Origin of the sequence: Streptomyces sp. NPDC012637 (assembly GCF_042954805.1) — a bacterium.
GTDB lineage: Bacteria > Actinomycetota > Actinomycetes > Streptomycetales > Streptomycetaceae > Streptomyces.
In genome coordinates this window covers 681,614-699,544 of record NZ_JBIBDS010000002.1, presented here as the reverse complement: position 1 = coordinate 699,544, position 17,931 = coordinate 681,614, and the positions used below count along the sequence as shown (strand labels likewise).

The window sequence follows — 17,931 nt, the reverse complement described above, 5'->3', positions numbered from 1 at the left end:
GGCCGTGCCACCCCTCGCGGGTGGCACGGCCGGGGGCGTCTCACACGGTGGCCGTGCCGGCCCGGACGTCCGCCGCGGGCGCGGCCGGGCGGCGCCGCACCGCCCGGCTGAGGAACACCGCGACCGCGCCGGTCAGGCCGGCCGCGGCGAAGACGAAGAAGCCCCACCGGCCGTGGCCGTGGGAGAAGAGACAGCCGCCCAGCCAGGGGCTGAGGACGGCGCCGAGCCGCCCGACCCCGGCGACCCAGCCGAGCCCCGGGGCCCGCAGCTCCGCCGGGTAGAAGCCGCCGGCCACCGCGTACACCATCGTCGAGGCGCTGTAGAGCCAGATCCCGGTCACCGTGACGACGACGTACGTCAGCGGCACCGGCATCCGCACCGAGAGCAGCAGCAGGGAGCCGGCCGTGATCACGAACCAGGTCCCGGCCACCGGTACGGCGCCGAACCGGGAGCCGACCCAGCCGGCCAGCAGCATGCCGGCGATGCCGCCCGCGTTGACCGCCATCAGGAAGCCGACCGAGGAACCGAGCCCGTAGCCCGAGACCCGCATCAGCTGCGGCAGCCAGGTGCTCAGGCCGTACACGAGCAGCAGACCGCACCCGGAGGCCAGCCACAGGAGCAGCGTGGCCGCGCGGTGCTCGCGGCCGACGAGCGCGGCCACGGCCCGCGCCCGCTCCCCGGAGCGGCCCCGGCCGGCCCCGCCCCGGGCGGCCGTGCCCTCGCCGGTCGCGCTCCGGCCGGACCGTGCCCGGTTCGCGAGGACGGTCGGGGACTCGGGCAGGAAGCGGAGCAGCAGCGGTACGGCGACGAGCGCGGGCACGACGCCCGCGGCGAAGGCCCAGCGCCAGCCGTACGAAGGGGCGAGGGAGAGGCCGACGCCCGTCGCGGCCATGCCGCCCGCGTGGTACGCCGACATGAGGACGCCGGTGGCCAGCGGCACCCGGCGCTCGGGCGTGAACTCGGCGACGACGGCGAGGCAGACGGGGATGAGTCCGCCCAGGCCGAGGCCGGTGAGGAAGCGTCCGGCGCCGAACACGCCGATCGAGCCGGCCGCCGCGCAGACGCCGGAGCCGGCGGAGAAGGCCAGGACGCAGCCGACGAGCACCGGGCGGCGGCCCACGCCGTCGGTGAGGCTGCCGCAGCCGAGGGCGCCGATCAGCATGCCGAAGGTGGTCCAGCTGCCGATGGTGCCGGCGGTCGCCGCGTCGAGCCCGAACGCGGGGTCGTCGAGCATGTACGGCAGGCCCGCGCCGTACACCATGACGTCGAAGCCGTCGAAGAAGACCGCCGCCCAGCACAGGGCGAGGACGGCCGCGGGGGAGTGTCTTCGGAGCACGATTACCTCCTCGGGGTGGGAAGACACGAAGGCGCCGGACCCCGGCCTCCGAGGAGACCGCGGTCCGGCGCCTGCCGGGTGCTAGTTGTCGTAGCGGTACCACTTGGTGTGGTCGATCAGGTCCTTCGGCGTCATCGTGTGCCACGGACCCAGCGGGGTGTTGATGTCGGGGACGTCCGTGGTCGGCTTCAGGGGGAGGTAGTGGGGGACCTCGGGGTTGCGGGCCTGCCAGAGGGCCCAACAGCGGTCGATCATGCAGTGGTTGAGGAAGAACACCGGGTCGTTGGGCGAGCCGATGTACATCATGTGGCCGCCGACCCACACGTGGCCGGCCGCGTGGAGCTTGCCCGCGGCCTCCTCCCACGCGAACTTCGTGTAGCCCTCCAGGTGGTTGCGGAAGCTCGCGTACGGCGGCTCGCTGCCGGAGGTGTGGTTGAACGGCGCCGAGTCGTACACCTTCAGGGCGAGGGTGTCGTCGAGCTGCTTCGGGGTGGGGAGCTTGTCGGTGAGCGTGCCCATGTCGCGGACCAGGAAGTCGCGTTCGTCGTGGGTGTAGTTGCCGTTGAGGGCCGGGTTCTCGTCGCCGACGGGGATGACGCTGACGTTGAGGACCCAGCCGTTGTCGCGGGCGAACGGGCCGGTCATGACGCGCCGGTCGCCGGGACGGCCGTTGCCGCCCATGAAGTTCTCGGCCCACAGCGGGGAGTCCTCGCCGTGGTCGGTGCTCCAGTCCCAGTACGGGAGCGTGACGCGCGGGTCGACCTTCTGCAGCTCCCGCTCGAAGCGCAGGAGGTACTGGCGGTGCCAGGGCAGGAAGCCCGGGTTGATGTGGCCGAGCCGCTTGCCGGTCACCTTGTCCAGGTAGTCCTGGGAGTTGATGCGTATGTGCAGGTCGACGAAGCGGTCGTAGATCCCTCTGCGCTTGATCTCCTTGACCGCGTGGATGAACCGTCGCTTCTCCTCGGCCGTCATGTCGAGGTGGTTCTTGCGTACGTGCACCATGGCGGAGCTGCCTTTCAGGCGGGCGTCGTGGCGTCCATGACGTGGGCGCCGTGGGCGGTCGGGAGCAGCTGGGCGCCGCGGAGCTCCTCGACGGCGCGACGGGCGGCGTGCAGCGGGCTCGGGGCCATCTCGTAGTGGCACAGCGAGCTGAGGTAGGCGTCGTCGGCGAACTTCATGAGGTGCAGCGGGCGCCCGTCGATGAACACGCCGCCGCCGGCCGCGGCGGACGCGACCCGGATGGTGCGGCCCTGGTACGTCTCGGTGTGGTCGCCGTCGGCCGCCGCGGGGGCGGTGTCGTCCGATCCGACGGCACCGGTGGCGAACGGGACCGCGGCCGCGGAGGCGGCGAGGGCCGCGCCCGCGGTCAGTTTGACCATGTCGCGTCGCTTGATGGACACGGGGGATTCCTTCCTCGGGAGGGGCGGGGCGTCAGGCCACGGCCACGACGCCCTTGGGTTCGAGCAGGAACTGCGTGTAGTTGTCGTCGTGCGGGATGCCCGGCACCGCCGTCCAGGGCAGGACGGCACCGCGCGTGATCTTGCGGACGCTCGGCTCGCGCACGGCGGCGTCGACCAGTTCCTCGTCGTCCGTGAGCAGGTTGAGGACGAGCGACTCGCGCAGCGGTGCCACGCCGTCGGCGGGCGTCCAGGGGGCGACGACCACGAACGGGAAGGGCAGCTCGGTGCCGACGGCCGGATGGTGGACCTCGTCGACGGACAGCACCAGCGGCCGCAGCAGGTGGGAGCCGTCGGCGAGGGCGACGGCGGTCTCCGTGCCGGCCGGATCGTGCCGGGCGCTGTGGTCGGTCACTCCGGGAGCCCCGCGCAGTTCGTCGACCTGGCGGCGGATCCGCTCGGCCCGCTCCCGGTCGGCGGCCAGGAGGGTGGCGGTGGCGGTGGTGACGGGCACGCTCGGCAGCGTGGCGAGCCGCCGGGCGAGCGCGTCGGCGACCTCGGCCACCGGGCGGGTGGTGAGCACCGCCGACAGGTTGGTGCAGCGGGTGCCGCCGTCGAAGGACGCCGAGAGGGCGAGGTGCGCGGTGATCGCCTCGTCCGCGTCGCGGTCCAGGAGCGCCTTGGTGCGGCCGGGGCCGCGTACGGCGACGGTCTCGTCGCCCTGCCAGCGGCGTACGGCGCTGTCGCCGCCGTAGACGATGCCGCGGTCGGCCTCCTTGAGCAGGAACTCGCCGGTCTGGTGGGAGGCGGGCAGGTACGCCAGCTTGCCCGGCGGCAGTCCGGCGGCGAGCAGCGCCCGGGTGAGCCGCAGCGGGGTGAACGGGTCGCGGCTGCCCGGCTTCACGGCGACGCTGTAGCCGTGGAAGAGGGCCTGCGCCCAGGTGACGTTGGGCGTGGGGTGGTTGCTGGCCATGACGGCGGCGAAGACCCGGCCGCGGGGCACCCAGCGGGTGGCGAAGCCGATGCCGGAGTCGGAGCCGAAGCCCGTCCCGGGCAGCTCGGCGGCGGTCGTCCGGGTCAGTTCGCGCAGCTCGTCGACGAGGTCGCGGACGGACTGGGCCACGGCGGCCGCGGTGAGCCCGGTGGCGTACGAGACGCGCGCCGCGTACTCCTCGGGCGACTCGCCCTCGAGCTCGGCCTCCTCGAAGAGCCCGGCCGCCTCGTCGAAGAGCTCCTGCCCGGGCGGGACGCCGTCGGCGTGCTCGCGCAGCTCGCGCAGCGCGGCGAGCGCCATGAGCCGCGGGGCGGCGCCGACGTCGGCGAGGTCGCCGCCGCGCACGTCGGGCACCCGGACGCGGTCGGCGCTGGTGACGTGCCGCCCGCAGACGAGCGGGTCGACGCCGATCGGCGGGGCGTCCGGCTCCCGTGGGTCCCTCATCAGTAGACCCCCTCGATGACGCGCACGTCGCCGACGGCGCGGTAGGTCTGGACGTCGGCGAGGCCGTCCACGGGGGAGCCGGGGCGGGCCGGGACCCGGACCGCGCTGTCCCGTTCCAGGACGTTGGGCAGGAACATCTCCTCGGCGACCAGGTGCAGCCGGACGCGGCCGCGCTCGCCGTAGGCGACGGGGCGGCCCTCGTCGTCGACGAGTTCCAGGCGTGTGGTGGCCGGGTACGGCTCGAAGACGCACGGGTGGCGGTCGCCGTCGACGGCCGGGCGCTGCGGGGCGACGCCCATGAGGCTGTTGCCGTAGACACCGACGACGGCCGCGTCGGGGAAGAACTCGCGGTCGAGCATGCGCAGGCTCTCGGCGCTGATCGAGGTGCCGGCCCAGATGACGGCCCGGACCTGCTCGCGCACCAGCTCGTAGAGGCGGGGCCGGGCGCAGACGGCCTCCAGGAGCGGCGGGGTGGAGCTGAGGACGGCGACCTTCTGGCTGGCGAGGACGGTCTCGGCCTGGTCGAGCAGGTGCTGGACGTAGCGCTCGGCCTCGTCCTCGCGGCCGTCGGCGAGGAGACGTTTCACCCAGCGCGGGTCGAGGTCGACGGTGTGGAAGAGGGCGCCGGAGAGGGCCGCGTAGCGGGACACGTCGTAGCCGATGACGTGCGGGCCGCTGGGGCCGAGGTGGAGCCAGTCGCCCTCGGCGGGCACGCCGCTCGCGAGGAGCCGGTCGCGGGCCCAGACGAGGAGTTCGGCGCGGGCGGCGCTGTCGACGATCCGCTTGGGCGGGCCGGTGGTGCCGCCGGAGTCGTACACGCGGAACACGCGGTCCTTCAGGCCCCGGGGGATCAGGTCGCCCACGGGTACGGTGCGCAGTTCGGCGCTGACGTCGGGGAACCGGGTGAGGTCGGCAAGGCCGCGGACGTCGGTGAGCGGGTCGAAGCCGAGGACGTCGCGCTTGGCGAGCCAGAAGGGGGAGCCGGTGTCGGCACCGAAGTGCCAGGCCATCGACTTCCGTATGTGAAGGTCGAATGCGGTGGGCGCGGTGTGTCCCGGGGTCGTCGGGGAGTCGGTCATGGCGGGTACTGGTCTCCTTCAACGCGAAGAGGCGCCGACGGACCCATCCTTCGGTCGGCGCCTATCGCGGGTGTATTGATGGCGTTTCAGTCCTTGCCGGCGCGGAGCGTGAGCGCGGCCGCCGCCGCGACCAGCGGGAAGACCGCGACGACGGCGAGCACGGTGGTCAGCTCCATGGACTTCACGAGCGCGCCGGCGGTGGCGCTGCCGACGCCGCCGCCGACGAAGAACGTGAGGTTGAGCAGGCCCATCGCACCGCCGCGCAGGGCGGGTTCGACGTGCGCGGACATCAGTGCGGTGGTGATGACCTGGGTGACCGCGAACGCGGCGAAGCCGAGCGAGGCGCCGACGAGCAACGGCGTCGGGTTGGTGACGGCGGCCGACAGGGCCAGCACGACGGCCATGGCGAGCGCGATCACGCCGAGCATCACCGAACCGGCCCTGCCGCCCGCGAACTTGCCGGCGAAGCGGGACAGGACGGCGCCGACGGCCGCGCCGGGCAGCAGCCACGTGCCGACGGCGAGGACGCTCCAGCCGTGCCCGCCGACGAGGATCTGCGGCACCAGGTACATGGCGGCGAAGAGACCCGCGTAGGCGCCGACGCCGGTGAGCGAGGCGCGCAGGAAGACGCGGTCGGCGACCAGCCGGCGCGGCACGAACGAGCCCTCCACGGTGCGCACCCGCCCGACCAGGCCGGCGAGGGACACCACGAGCGCGACGGCGAGCCCGATCACGAGCGGGGCGGCGAGGCCGAGCGCGTACGACTGGATGAGCAGCAGGAAGGACATTGCGGCGACGGTCAGGAGCACCGCGCCGGGCAGGTCGAGGCGGCGGCCGCTGCCGGCCCGGGCCGCGGCGGCGCGCAGGCACAGCGGCACGGCGAGCAGCGACAGCGCGGGCAGGACGAGCGCGATCCGCCAGGTCACCCACTGGGTGAGGACACCGCCGGCGAGGGTGGCGCTGGCGGAGAACACGGCCATGGTGGCGCCGAAACCGCCGAGCACCTTGGGCCGGTCGGCCGGGGGAGCGGACGCGGACAGGGCGAGGGCGCCGGAGGTCATGGCGCCGGATCCGGCGGCGAGCACGAAGCGGCCGCCGACGAGGACGCCGATGTTCGGGGCGAGCAGGCAGACGACGGTGCCGACGGCGAGCACGAGCGAGCCGACGAGCAGCGAGGTCCGCACGCCCTTGGCGTCGGCGAGCCGCCCGAAGAGCGCGGTGCCGACGCCGAGGGCGAGGGCGTGGGCGGTGAGCACCCAGGCGGCGGTGGCCGGCGTGGCGTTCAGGGCCCTGGCGACGTCGGGCAGGGCGACTCCGGCGGCGGTGACGCCGAAGACGGCGGGCCCGAACAGGGCGCCGTAGCGCAGCCCGGCGGACCGGGCGCTGAGGACGGTGGTCGGCTGCCCGGGGACGGTGGACACGGCCTGGTCGGTGGTCATGGGTCTCCTCCTACGGAGACGGCGGGTCGACAGGGAGAGCACTGCGGGGAGTGGTCCGGGCCCCCGGGCGGGGAAGGAGCCCCCGGGCGGGCCCGGCCGGGGGAGGAGCCGGGCCCGCCCGGAGCCGGGGGAGGTGGCGCGGGAGTGGGCGGGGGCCGGTCGAGGCGGGGGCGTCGTCGCGGCCTTGGGCGTCAGGAGGGTTCGGGCAGCAGGGCGTGGCCGAGGCGGAAGACGTTGTGCGGGTCGTGGCGCTTCTTGACCTGGAGCAGCCGGGCGAAGGTCGCCCGGTCGAAGCAGTCCTCGGCGGACCGCGCCGTGTCGGCCCCGGCGAGGAAGTTGAGGTAGCGGCGCCCGGTGGACCAGCCGGAGAGCGGGCCGAGCACGGCATCGGACGAGCCGGGCAGGGACAGCGTGGACAGGGTGAACGCCCCGTCGCGGCCCACCGCGTTGGGGACGGCGGGCGGCCGGGACAGGGCCCCGCCCAGGTGCCGTACCTCCACCATGGGGTCCGTGCAGCCGCTGTCCGGTCCGGCGGCGGCGAGCAGCGCGGCGAGCGCGCCCTCGTCGAACTCGCGGAGCACGATGTTGCGTTCGTGGTACGGCAGCGGCTCGGTCGGGTCCTGGTGGATCTCGGCGACCGCGCTGTACGGCATCTCGGCGACGGTGTCGGCGAGCAGCGTCCCCGCCGCGCGCAGCGGCCGCAGCAGCTCCTCGCCGTCTTCCCGGGTGCCGGTGAACGCGATCCTGACGTGTACGGCGAGCTCGCCGGCCGGGTGGCCGGGCACCTGGTGGAGCCCGGGCAGCCGGAGCAGCGCGACGGAGGACGTCAGGGTCTCGGGCAGCCCGGCGGTCCACGTCCGCCAGGTGTCGAGCACGGCGGCGGCCTCGGTACCGGGGAAGTAGAGCCCGCCGCCGTACAGCCGGGCGACGGGGACGAGGCCGAACTCGAGGGCGGTGACGATGCCGAAGTTGCCCTTGCCGCCGCGCAGCGCCCAGAACAGTTCGGGGTCCGAGTCGCGGGTGACGGTGCGGTGCCGTCCGTCGGCGGTGACGAGGTGGACGCGGGTGACGTGGTCGGCGGCGTACCCGTACAGCCGGCCGAGCGGGCCGAGTCCGCCGCCCAGGGTGTAGCCGACGACGCCGACGAGGTGCGACGAGCCGTTGAGCGGAGCGAGGCCGTGGTAGGCGGCCGTGGCGATGACCTGGTGCCAGCGGGCGCCGGCCTCGGCGCGGGCGATCCGCGCGATCGGGTCGACGGCGACGGCGTTCATCCGGTGGGTGGTGACGAGGACGGCGTCGCCGGCGGGCGCCGCGATGCCGTGTCCGGTGGCCTGGACGCCGACGGGCAGCCCGAGTCCGGTGCCGAGGCGGACGGCGGCGGCGACGTCCTCGGCGGTCACGGCGCCGACGACGAGAGCCGGGTGGTGCCGGCCGATCCGGTTGAAGCCGTCGAGCTCGGCCTCGTAACCCGGGTCGTCCGGGAGGAAGACCTCGCCCTTCACCTCGGCGACGAGCCGGTCCACGGCGCTGTCCGGGATGACGGAGTGCTGCGGCTGGCGAGCCATGGACGGCCCCTCTCTGCTGCGTACGGCGCGGTCGGCCCTCGGCGTGCCTCGGCCGGTGTGGGGGCCGGTGCCGGTGCCGGTGCCGGTGCCTGGGAACGCAGCCGAGTCTTGCCGTCACGGCGGGCCCGCTCCATCCCCTGCGGAGGAGGGACTCCGCGCCGGTCTCCCCCCTCAGCTGAGGGGGAGGACCGGTCAGCGGCGGGTCGCCGGCGAGGTGGTCCGGGCCGCGGCCCGGGCGGCGGCCCCGGCCCCGAAGAGCAGGGCCTCGTCGGGGCAGGGATGCTGCACGACGTGCTTGTCGGTGGCGCCGAGGATCAGGCTCTCGATCGACTGGAGCCGTTCGCCGGGCACGATGCCCAGCTCGTCGCGGAAGCGGCGGTGGGTGTCGCGGAACAGCGCGAGGGCGTCCGCGGTGCGCCCCGACCGGTAGAGGGCGATCATCAGCTGGGCGATGAGGGTCTCCCGGAACGGGTGCTCGGAGACGTGGTGGGTGAGTTCGCCGAGGACCCTGCGGTGGTAGCCGAGCCGCAGCTCCAGCTCGTAGCAGTCCTCCAGCGCGGAGTGGTAGTCCTCGTGGTACTTGAGCGCCACCGTGTCGAGCAGCGGGCTGCCGAGCCCTTCGCCGAGAGGCCCCCGCCACAGGGCGAGGGCCTCTCGGTAGAGCAACGCCAGGTCGAGGTCGGGCTGTTCGGCCGCCCCCGCTCTGGCGCGGGATATCAGCTGTCCGAAGCGGTGCAGGTCGACGCCGGCGTCCGGGGTGCGCAGCCGGTAGCCGGTCTTGTGGGTCTCGATGGTCGCGGCGACGTCCCCGGCGTCGAACTGGCGGCGCAGCGAGGAGACGCAGATGCGGATCTGGCTGCGGGCGGTCGCCGGTGGCGAGTCGCCCCAGATGGCCCGGATCAGGCGGTCGACGGCGACCACCCGGTTGCACTCCAGTAAGAGCATCGTCAGCAGAATGCGCTGACGGTTTCCGCTGAGCTTCACCTCGCCGCGCGCGCCGTGCACGACAAGGGCTCCGAGGGCGAGAAATGTAGCCGGTTCTCTGGTCATGGATCTTCCCCCAAGATCGGATGCCGGTGAATTGGGCGATGGTCTGGTCGTCCGCTCACCAACTGGGCAGCAACTTTATTCCCCAGCCTTCCGGGGCTGCCAGCCGATGGCTGATTTCTCTACCCAGAGATGTCAATTCGTCGAGGATCCGCGCGCGGTCGAGCCGTCCGGCGTCGAGTGCGCGGAGGCCGGACCGGTTGGCGAGTTCGATCACCCGGATCTTGGCCGGTTCGTCGTCGGCGGCGACGAAGACGTCCACGGGATGTCCGTCGATGAGTCCCCGGTAGATCGACTCGGCGTCCCCGGCGGCGCACGCCCGCACCCACGAGGCACCCGGTGCGGCGGCGGTCAGGTCGCCCATCCCGGTGCCGCACGGCCCCTCGGTGCCGCACGGCCCCTCGGTCCCGTACGGCCAGGGGCGGGGCGCGGTCACCTCCACGAGCACCTTCCCGGTGAGCGGGCGCCGCTGGGAACGCAGGAAGGCGAGGGTCTCGGCCCGGTCGAGGGCGAGGATCACCAGGCCCGGCCGGAGGGCCGACCGGGCCGTGGCGGCGGCGACGGTCCCGGGCGATCCGGCCGTCGCCTCGCGGGCGACCCGCCGGGCCAGGACGGTGCTGGGGTCGGCGAGGAGGACGTCCGCTCCGGCGAGCGCGGCACGCCGGGCCATCGCCCTGCCCATCGCGCCGGCCCCGATGATGCCCACCTTCATACGCGTTCCTTCTGAAGCCGGATGCCGCCGGAATGTGTTCCGGCGAATTCTCCGGGAGTGCGCGCTCCGTTTCATCCCCCTATTCGAGGGGGTTGCGGTGCGGGTCCTGAGCCCGTCATTTGTCCGTCAAATGATCCGGGATCCGGGCGGAATTCCGCCATTGTCGATCCGGTGACCGATCCGTTGGCCGGAACCCCTCAAGTGAGGGGTTGGCGCTCCGCCCGCCGGCTGTCACGATCGATGGATGACCAATGAGCGGACCGAGATCGGCCGCGCGGAACTCCTCGCGCGGGCGGCCAGGAGCGGCGACGCCCTCGGCATGTTCGCCGAGGCGTCGCACCACGTGCGCCGGCTCGTCCCGTACGACGCCGCCGTCTGGCGCGTCACCGACCCGGAGACCGGCATGATGGCCGCCCCGATCCGCGCCGAGAACCTCGACGAGCACGGCTGCGCCGTCTACTGGGAGACCGAGCTCTTCACGGAGAACGTCAACCTGTTCCGCGACCTCGCCCAGGCCAAGGTGCCGGTGGCGGGCCTGCGCGAGGCCACCGGCGACCTGCCGGCCCGCAGCAGCCTCTACCACTCCTTCATGAAACCCCGTGGCTTCCAGGACGAGTTGCGGGCCGTGCTGCGCGTCGGCGGCCGCCCGCACGGCCACATCAGCCTGTTCCGGGCCCACGGCCGCCCGGCGTTCGGCCCCGCCGAGACCCGGCTGGTGGAGAGCCTGGTGACGCCGCTCGCCCGTAAGCTCCGCTCCTTCGCCGGCACCGCGCCGCAGCCCCTGCCGGACTCGCCCCACGGCCCCGGCCTGCTCCTCTTCGACGCCTCCGGCGCGCTGCTCTCCGCCAACGACGACGCCCGCGCCCACCTCGCCGACCTGCCCGAGGGCCCGGCCGTCTCCAGCGCCGGACTGCGCGTGCCCGCCTGGGTCCAGGCCACCGCCCTCAAGGCCCGCGCCATCTCCCAGGACCGCGACCGCGGCCACGCGCGCGTACGGGTGCGCACCCGGGGCGGCCACTGGCTGGTGTGCCACGCCTCCTGCCTGCGCGAGTCCGACGGCCGGCTCGGCCCGTCGGCGGTGGTGATCGAACCGGCCAAGACCTCCGAGATCGTGCCGCTGATCGTCGACGCCTTCGAACTGACCGAGCGGGAGACCGAGGTGACCCAGTGCATCGCTCGCGGGCTGCCGACCGGGAAGATCGCCGAGCAGCTCCACCTCTCGCCGCACACCGTGCGCGACTACATCAAAGGCATCTTCGAGAAGGTCGGCGTGTCCAGCCGCGGCGAACTGGTCGGCAGGCTCTTCACGGAGTACTACGCGCCGTTCGCGGAGCGCGGCATCGTCCGGGTCCACGACTGACCGCCGTCGCCGCCTCCGCCACCCCACAGCCTCCGCCACCCCACCGCCTCGTCGTCCCGTCACCTCGTTTCCACCGTGTATCGGTTTCCGCGAAAGGGGTGTGTCCTGGGTCACGTTCGAGTTGAATGATGCCGGGGGGTGCCCGGATGAGTGGCTCTGCGAGTGACACGGCCGACACGGCGAGGGTTCCCGGGGTTCCCGGGGCCGATCTGCTCGCCGCACTGCTCGACGGGATGGACGCGGCGCTGTGCGCGCTCGACGCCACCGGGACCGTCACCCACTGGAACAGGGAGGCCGAGCGGATCCTCGGCTGGAGCGCCCGCGAGGCCGTCGGGCGGCGCGGCTTCGACGGCTGGGCCGCCCGCAGCGCCGACGCCGAGGACATCCTGGCCGGGCTGCTGCGGTCGATGACCGCGCCGGGCCGCCAGGTCCACGAGTTCGCGCTGCTGCGCAAGGACGGCGGCCGGGTCCTCGTCCGTACGCAGACGGCGGGCGTGCGCGGCGCCGACGGCCGGCCGGCGGGCGTCTACCTGGCCTTCGGAGAGGTGCACGTCCAGATCGACCTGGAGCGCTCGATCGCCCTGAGCGAGGCCCTGTTCGCGGACGCCGCGTGGGGCGTGGTCCTCGTCGACGTCGACCTGCGCCCGGCGGTCGTCAACGGCCACGCGGCCCGCGCCCTCGGCGTCGCCCGCGGCTCGCTCCTCGGCCGCCCGCTCGGCGACGTCGTCGGCCCGGGCGTCGAGGAGCTGGAAGCGGCCCTCCAGCACGTCCTCGCCGTCGGCCCACCGGCCGAACCCGCCGACGTGTGGCTGACCCTGCGCGGCGCCCGCGGCGAACGCCGGCGCTGCTTGCGGTGCGGATTCGTGCGCCTCGCCACGCCGTTCGCCGAGGGACCCGAACCCGTGCCGCTCGGCGTCGGCTGGCTCTTCCAGGACGTCACCGACGCCCGCCTCGCCGAACAGGACGCCGACCGGCTGCGGTTCCGCTGGAGCCAGCTGCACCGGGCGAGCGCCGCCGCGGCCGAGTGCGAGGACCCGGTGCGGGCCGCGGCGGTCCTCCTCGACTTCGCCCTGGCCGGCTTCGCCGACCACGTCCTCGTCGACCGGGCCACCGCCGACGGCGGCCTCGTCCGCGCCCTCGCCACCCCGGCCGGCGCCCCCGGCCCGGTCGCACCCGTCACCACCGGCGGCATCCCGCTGCGCTACCCCGCCGCCCACCCCGCCCTCCAGGCCCTCGGCCGTCAGGGTCCCACCCGCGCCAGCGCGGCCCCGGACGCGCCCCGCTGGTCCACCGACCGCCTCTGGCCCTCCGACACCTCCCACGCCCTCTGCGTCCCGCTCCGCTCCCGCGCCCGCACCCTCGGCATCACCACCTTCCTCCGCAGCCCCTCCCGCCCCGCCTTCGAGCGCGACGACGCGGTCTACGCGGAGACGGTCGCGGCCCGGGTGGCGGCGGCGCTGGACCTGGCGAACTGAAACGGGCGGAGGCGGACCGCGGCGGACGGAAGCGGACCGCCGCGAGCGGAAGCGGACCGCGGCGGACCGCATCCGCCGCGAGCGGCGTCGGACGCCTGTGCGATCATGCGGCGAACTCCGCGACGACGCTCGCGACGACACCGCTCCTGGGGGGACCGGGAATGCAACAACCGCCGGTTACGGCGCCGAGATCCGCGCCGTACACCGCCCTGCTCGCCACGCTCACGCTCGTGCTGTCCCTGCTGCTCCCGATCCTGCCGGTCGGGACGGCGGGAGTGGCACGGGCGGCGGACGTTCCGGACCTCACGGACTGCGTGACCGTGCCCGTGAACGACTACGGCTCCGCGCCGACGGCCGCCGCGTCGGCCGCGAACTGCAAGGCGTTCACCGCGCCGACCACCGGCCCGTACGACGTGTTCGGCGTCGAGCAGCCGGAGGGCCGGCGCGTCCGCCTCGCGGTGTACGACGCGGCAGGCGCGGCCGTCTGCGCCGCCACCGAGGGCGTGTGCCGGCTGACGGCCGGCGACACCTACCGGGTGGCCACCGGCGACCCGGCACTGATCCTCGACCGGTCCTCGCAGCAGGGCTGTGTCCCGGCGGCGCCCGGCGCCCTCAACGGCGCGATCGAGGCGGCCGGTGCCATCGACTGCCTGACGCTGTCGTTGCCCGAAGGGGCGCACGTGGAGGCCCTCACGCCGCGCGGGTCCGACGACATGGTCGAGGTCGTGGACGGAACCGGCACGAGGATCTGTGCGGCGGGCGGTCTGGCCGACCGCACGTGCGAGCTGACGGGTCCCGCCCCGCATCGGGCGCTGGTCTCCACCGGCTCCGACTACGCGCCGGTCGGCGAGTACCGTCTGGCCCTCTATCGCACGGACGTGCCCAACGACTGCCCGGTCGTCCCGGCCGGTGACTTCACGCCGTCGAGTGCCAGGGCCTCGGTCCCGGGCGCGGCGGACGTCTTCGCGTACTGCTTCACGATTCCCGCCGACGACCGGCCGAGGACCGAGTTCGTCCGGACCGAGGCCCTCGACGGCGAGTGGGTCAGTACGGGCCCGAACCAGGGCCATCCCACCAGATACTCCTGGGCCGAGCACTCGGTCCTGGACGCGAAGGGCGTGCGGGTCTGCGACTCCACCTGCGCGCTCGCGCCGGGGGCGGCCCACACCGTGCTCGTCCGCACCGAGCCGAGGGACGGGTTCTCGGTCGTACGCCGCGACCTGACCGGCACGGTCGCGGGCTGCGCGGAGCAGCCGGCGGTACCCGTCGGTGGTCCTTCGAAGGGCGGCGCCCTGGGCATCTCGGGCACGGTCACCTGCCACCAGGTGACCACCGAGGACGCCGGGGACGTGCTGTACCTCGACTACCGGTCCTATGGAGGGGGAGACCTCGCCGTGTTCGACGAGGCCGGCCGGAGGACCGTCTGTACCTCCGAAGGGTGCACCGTCACCGGCGGCACGCGGTACAAGGCCGTCGTCACCGCCCCGCACAGCTCGGCGACCTCCTACCGTCTCGACGCGCTGCGCATCGCCACCCCGTCGGGCCCGGCTCCCGAGTGCGCGAAGGCGCTGAACCTCCGCGACGGCTACGGACCGATCAGCGGGACCCTGGACGAGGAGCACACCGCCGTCTGCGTCTCGCTGGCCACCGCCTCCGACGACGACCTCTGGCTGTGGGTCCGGGACCCCGCAGGGACGGCGACCACGGCCGACGCCACGCTGTGGAACGCGGGCCTGAACGAGACCTGCACCCGCGAGGCGGGCGGCTACCACTGCAAGCCCGGAGACGGGACCACGCCGGCGGTGCCCGCCCCGACCGTCCTGGTCCTGGGACTGCCCTCCGACGCGTCCCAGGTGTCCTACCGCGCCGACGTCGACTGCAGCAGGAGCGTCAAGCGACGCTGCGGCGTCGATCCGGTGTCCTTCTCGTCCGTCTCCCCGTCGTCCGCCCCGCGCGGCTCGCTCGCGACGCTCACCGTGCACGGCACCGCGCTGAGCACGAAGGACAAGGTCGTGCTGAAGCAGGGCGAGACCACGCTGAGCACCACACCGGTCGGGGTCTCGCCCGACGGCCGGTCCCTGACGGTGACGGTGGGCCTGAGCGTCGCCACCCCGGGCGACTGGTCCGTGCGGGTCTACTCGCGGGGCGTCTACTCGGGGGGCATGGAGTACGTGATCGGCACGTTCACCGTGACACCGCCGGTCTCGGGCCTCGGTAGTTACGCACCGCTCACCCCCACCCGCCTGATGGACACGCGCACCGGGATCGGCGTGGAACCGGCGAAGGTCGGTCCGGGCGGCACGGTCACCCTCCAGGTGACCGGCCGGAAGGGCATTCCCTCCACCGGCGTCAGCGCGGTCGTCCTCAACGTCACCGCGACCGCCCCCACCGCCGCCGGCTTCGTCTCCGTGTACCCGGACGGGACCGCGCGCACCTCCGCCTCGAACCTCAACTTCAAGGCGGGGCAGACCATCCCGAACCTGGTGGTCGTGCCGGTGGTCAACGGCAAGGTGAACTTCTACAACCGGGCCGGCTCCGTCGACCTGATCGCCGACGCGGCCGGCTACTACGTCACCGACGGCTCGGGAGCCACGTACAAGCCCGTGACGCCGTCCAGGGTGATGGACACCCGGGCCGGGCTCGGCGTGCCGAGGGCGAAGGTCGGGGCCCAGCAGTCGGTGACCCTGAAGGTGTCGGGCAGCGGCGGGCTTCCCGCCACCGGTGTCACGGCCGTGGTGCTCAACGTGACGGCGACGGCGCCCACGGCCGCGAGCTTCGTCTCGGTCCACCCGGCCGACAGGCCGCGCACGTCCGCGTCGAACCTGAACTTCACCGCCGGGCAGACGATCCCCAACCTCGTGGTCGTCCCCGTCGGGGCGAACGGCGAGGTGACCTTCTACAACCACGCCGGCACGGTGGACCTGATCGCCGACGTGGCCGGTTACTTCACCATGGACGCGACGGGATCGGCGTACCGGCCGATGACCCCCAGCCGCCTGATGGACACCCGTTCCGGGACCGGCGTGGCCCAGGCGAAGGTCGGGGGCGGGAAGACCGTCACCCTTCAGGTGGCGGGCGCGGCCGGCATTCCGGCCTCCGGGGTGACGGCCGTCGTCCTGAACGTGACGGCGGTCGCGCCGACGGCCGCGGGCTTCGTCTCCGTCTACCCGGACGGGACCGTCCGCACGTCCGCGTCGAACCTCAACTTCACCGCCGGGACCACCATCCCCAACCTGGTCGTGGTGCCCGTGGTGAACGGAAAGGTGAGTTTCTACAACCACGCGGGGGACGTGGACCTGCTGGCGGACGTCGCCGGTTACTACGTCTCCTAGGACCTGACACATCACGTGGGGGCCGCGGCGAGTTCTCGCCGCGGCCCCCACGTCGTTTTCCGGACTCAGTGGCGGAAGAAGATCCGGTCGCCGTACTCGGTCATCACCCGGCCGTTCCACTCGTGGCCGCCGTCCACGTTGCCGGAGCGCAGGAGCGGCGGCTCGATGCCCAGGCGGACCAGCTCCTCGGCCGCCGCGGCCATCGTGGCCTGCATCAGCGCGCTGGTGACGACGGTCGACGCGGGGGCGAAGGGGGCCTCGATGCCCTCGTGGGTGAGTTCGGCGTCGCCGACGGCGATCCGGGAGTCGAGGACGACGTCGCAGTGGTCCTTCAGGAAGGTGCCCGAGACGTGGCGGGACTTCGTCTCCGTCGCGTACGCCACGGAGGTCACGCCGATCACGGTCAGGCCGAGCGCCCGCGCGTTCATCGCCATCTCGACCGGCAGGGCGTTGCGCCCGGAGAGGGAAATGATGATCAGGACGTCGCCGGCCTTGGCGGGCGACGAGTCCAGGACCGCGCCGGCCAGCCCGTCGACCCGCTCCAGGGCGGAGCCGAGGGTGGCGGGCATGACGTCGACGCCGACGACACCGGGGACGGCCAGCAGGTTCATGAGGGCGAGGCCGCCCGCGCGGTAGACCACGTCCTGCGCGGCGAGCGAGGAGTGCCCCGCGCCGAACGCGAAGAGGCGGTTGCCGTCGGCGACGGCCCCGGCGATCGCCGCACCGGCGGCCGCGATCTCCGCCGCGTCCTCGTCCCGCACCTTCTGGAGCAGGCCGATGGCGGCGTCGAAGAACTGTCCGGCCAGCTTGCTCTCGCCCATGGCGGCGACTCCTTCTCCTCGTGGTCGCGGATCACGGTGCGGTCTGGACCATTGCTCTGTCAATACCGCCTCGCCCCGGCGGGCCCCGGTTGTCGGCCCGATGCGCAAGAATTGGGGCAGGGCCAGCGCACGACTCATCGAGGGGCACGTATGTCCGGACTGATCGACACCACGGAGATGTATCTCCGCACCATCCTTGAGCTCGAGGAGGAAGGTGTGGTCCCCATGCGCGCCCGGATCGCCGAGCGGCTGGACCAGAGCGGTCCGACCGTGAGCCAGACGGTGGCCCGCATGGAGCGCGACGGTCTGGTGGCCGTCGCCAGCGACCGCCACCTGGAGCTCACGGAGGAGGGCCGCCGCCTGGCCACCCGGGTGATGCGCAAGCACCGGCTGGCCGAGTGCCTGCTCGTCGACGTGATCGGTCTGGAGTGGGAGCAGGTCCACGCCGAGGCCTGCCGCTGGGAGCACGTGATGAGCGAGGCCGTGGAGCGCCGCGTCCTCGAGCTGCTGCGGCACCCGACGGAGTCGCCGTACGGCAACCCGATCCCGGGCCTCGAGGAGCTCGGTGAGAAGGCCGAGGCGGAGTCGTTCCTGGACGACTCGATGGTCTCGCTCGCCGACCTGGAGGCCGGCGGCGAGGGCAAGACGGTGATCGTCCGCCGCATCGGCGAGCCGATCCAGACGGACGCCCAGCTGATGTACACGCTGCGACGCGCGGGCGTGCAGCCCGGTTCCGTGGTCTCCGTGACGGAGTCCCCGGGCGGTGTCCTGGTCGGCAGCAGCGGCGAGGCGGCCGAGCTGGACAGCGAGGTCGCGGCGCACGTCTTCGTCGCCAAGCGCTAGCGGACCGTTCCGGGACCCGCTGCGGATCCGCTTCCGACCCGCTCCGGGCCCGTTTTACGGCGGAATCGCCACGCCCGCGGCCCCTCC

14 protein-coding genes are annotated in these 17,931 nt (G+C 73.7%); 4 read left to right on the top strand and 10 right to left on the bottom strand.

The window, feature by feature from the left end:
* Positions 1-40 precede the first annotated feature (40 nt).
* The 9 genes from ACFY8W_RS11310 to ACFY8W_RS11270 form a co-directional block, all read right to left on the bottom strand.
* Positions 41-1,336: an MFS transporter gene (locus ACFY8W_RS11310; protein WP_391103107.1), complete on the bottom strand. Its 1,296-nt coding sequence runs from the start codon at positions 1,334-1,336 to the stop codon at positions 41-43.
* 81 nt (positions 1,337-1,417) lie between these two features.
* Entirely contained in the window at positions 1,418-2,338 is a 921-nt protein-coding gene (griF, locus tag ACFY8W_RS11305; RefSeq protein ID WP_391103105.1) for a grixazone synthase, read from the bottom strand.
* 14 nt (positions 2,339-2,352) lie between these two features.
* Complete coding sequence (locus ACFY8W_RS11300; RefSeq protein WP_391103102.1) at positions 2,353-2,736, bottom strand: tyrosinase family oxidase copper chaperone; 384 nt, start codon at positions 2,734-2,736, stop codon at positions 2,353-2,355.
* A gap of 31 nt (positions 2,737-2,767) precedes the next feature.
* Complete coding sequence (locus tag ACFY8W_RS11295) at positions 2,768-4,171, bottom strand: aldehyde dehydrogenase family protein (protein WP_391103099.1); 1,404 nt, start codon at positions 4,169-4,171, stop codon at positions 2,768-2,770.
* Positions 4,171-5,250 (bottom strand): phenazine biosynthesis protein, encoded by a 1,080-nt coding sequence (locus ACFY8W_RS11290; protein WP_391103096.1) that lies wholly within the window; start codon positions 5,248-5,250, stop codon positions 4,171-4,173. Before ACFY8W_RS11290 ends, ACFY8W_RS11295 begins: the two co-directional genes overlap by 1 nt.
* A gap of 86 nt (positions 5,251-5,336) precedes the next feature.
* Positions 5,337-6,689: an MFS transporter gene (locus tag ACFY8W_RS11285; protein ID WP_391103094.1), complete on the bottom strand. Its 1,353-nt coding sequence runs from the start codon at positions 6,687-6,689 to the stop codon at positions 5,337-5,339.
* A gap of 191 nt (positions 6,690-6,880) precedes the next feature.
* Positions 6,881-8,254, bottom strand: coding sequence for an FAD-binding protein (locus tag ACFY8W_RS11280; protein ID WP_391103091.1), 1,374 nt, complete (start codon positions 8,252-8,254; stop codon positions 6,881-6,883).
* A gap of 192 nt (positions 8,255-8,446) precedes the next feature.
* Positions 8,447-9,304: a BTAD domain-containing putative transcriptional regulator gene (locus ACFY8W_RS11275; RefSeq protein ID WP_391103089.1), complete on the bottom strand. Its 858-nt coding sequence runs from the start codon at positions 9,302-9,304 to the stop codon at positions 8,447-8,449.
* A 55-nt stretch (positions 9,305-9,359) separates the two neighbouring features.
* Positions 9,360-10,088, bottom strand: a complete 729-nt coding sequence (locus tag ACFY8W_RS11270; RefSeq protein ID WP_391103086.1) for an NAD(P)-binding domain-containing protein — start codon at positions 10,086-10,088, stop codon at positions 9,360-9,362.
* Positions 10,089-10,257: 169 nt separating this feature from the next.
* Between ACFY8W_RS11270 and ACFY8W_RS11265 the strand changes: the two genes are divergently transcribed.
* From ACFY8W_RS11265 to ACFY8W_RS11255, 3 genes are all read left to right on the top strand, one after another.
* Entirely contained in the window at positions 10,258-11,373 is a 1,116-nt protein-coding gene (locus ACFY8W_RS11265) for a LuxR C-terminal-related transcriptional regulator (RefSeq protein ID WP_391103083.1), read from the top strand.
* A gap of 146 nt (positions 11,374-11,519) precedes the next feature.
* Positions 11,520-12,848 (top strand): PAS domain-containing protein, encoded by a 1,329-nt coding sequence (locus ACFY8W_RS11260; RefSeq protein ID WP_391103080.1) that lies wholly within the window; start codon positions 11,520-11,522, stop codon positions 12,846-12,848.
* A gap of 161 nt (positions 12,849-13,009) precedes the next feature.
* The gene (locus ACFY8W_RS11255) at positions 13,010-16,180 is read left to right on the top strand and encodes a hypothetical protein (protein WP_391103078.1); all 3,171 of its coding nucleotides are present in this window, start codon (positions 13,010-13,012) and stop codon (positions 16,178-16,180) included.
* Between the two features lie 65 nt (positions 16,181-16,245).
* Here the strand turns inward: ACFY8W_RS11255 and ACFY8W_RS11250 are convergent, their stop codons facing one another.
* Positions 16,246-17,001 carry a sugar isomerase domain-containing protein gene (locus ACFY8W_RS11250; RefSeq protein ID WP_391103076.1) on the bottom strand — a complete coding sequence of 252 codons (756 nt, stop codon included), beginning with the start codon at positions 16,999-17,001 and terminating at the stop codon, positions 16,246-16,248.
* 150 nt (positions 17,002-17,151) lie between these two features.
* On the opposite strand from ACFY8W_RS11250, the gene ACFY8W_RS11245 reads away from it, so the two are divergent.
* Positions 17,152-17,844, top strand: coding sequence for a metal-dependent transcriptional regulator (locus ACFY8W_RS11245; RefSeq protein WP_376633043.1), 693 nt, complete (start codon positions 17,152-17,154; stop codon positions 17,842-17,844).
* Positions 17,845-17,931 lie beyond the last annotated feature (87 nt).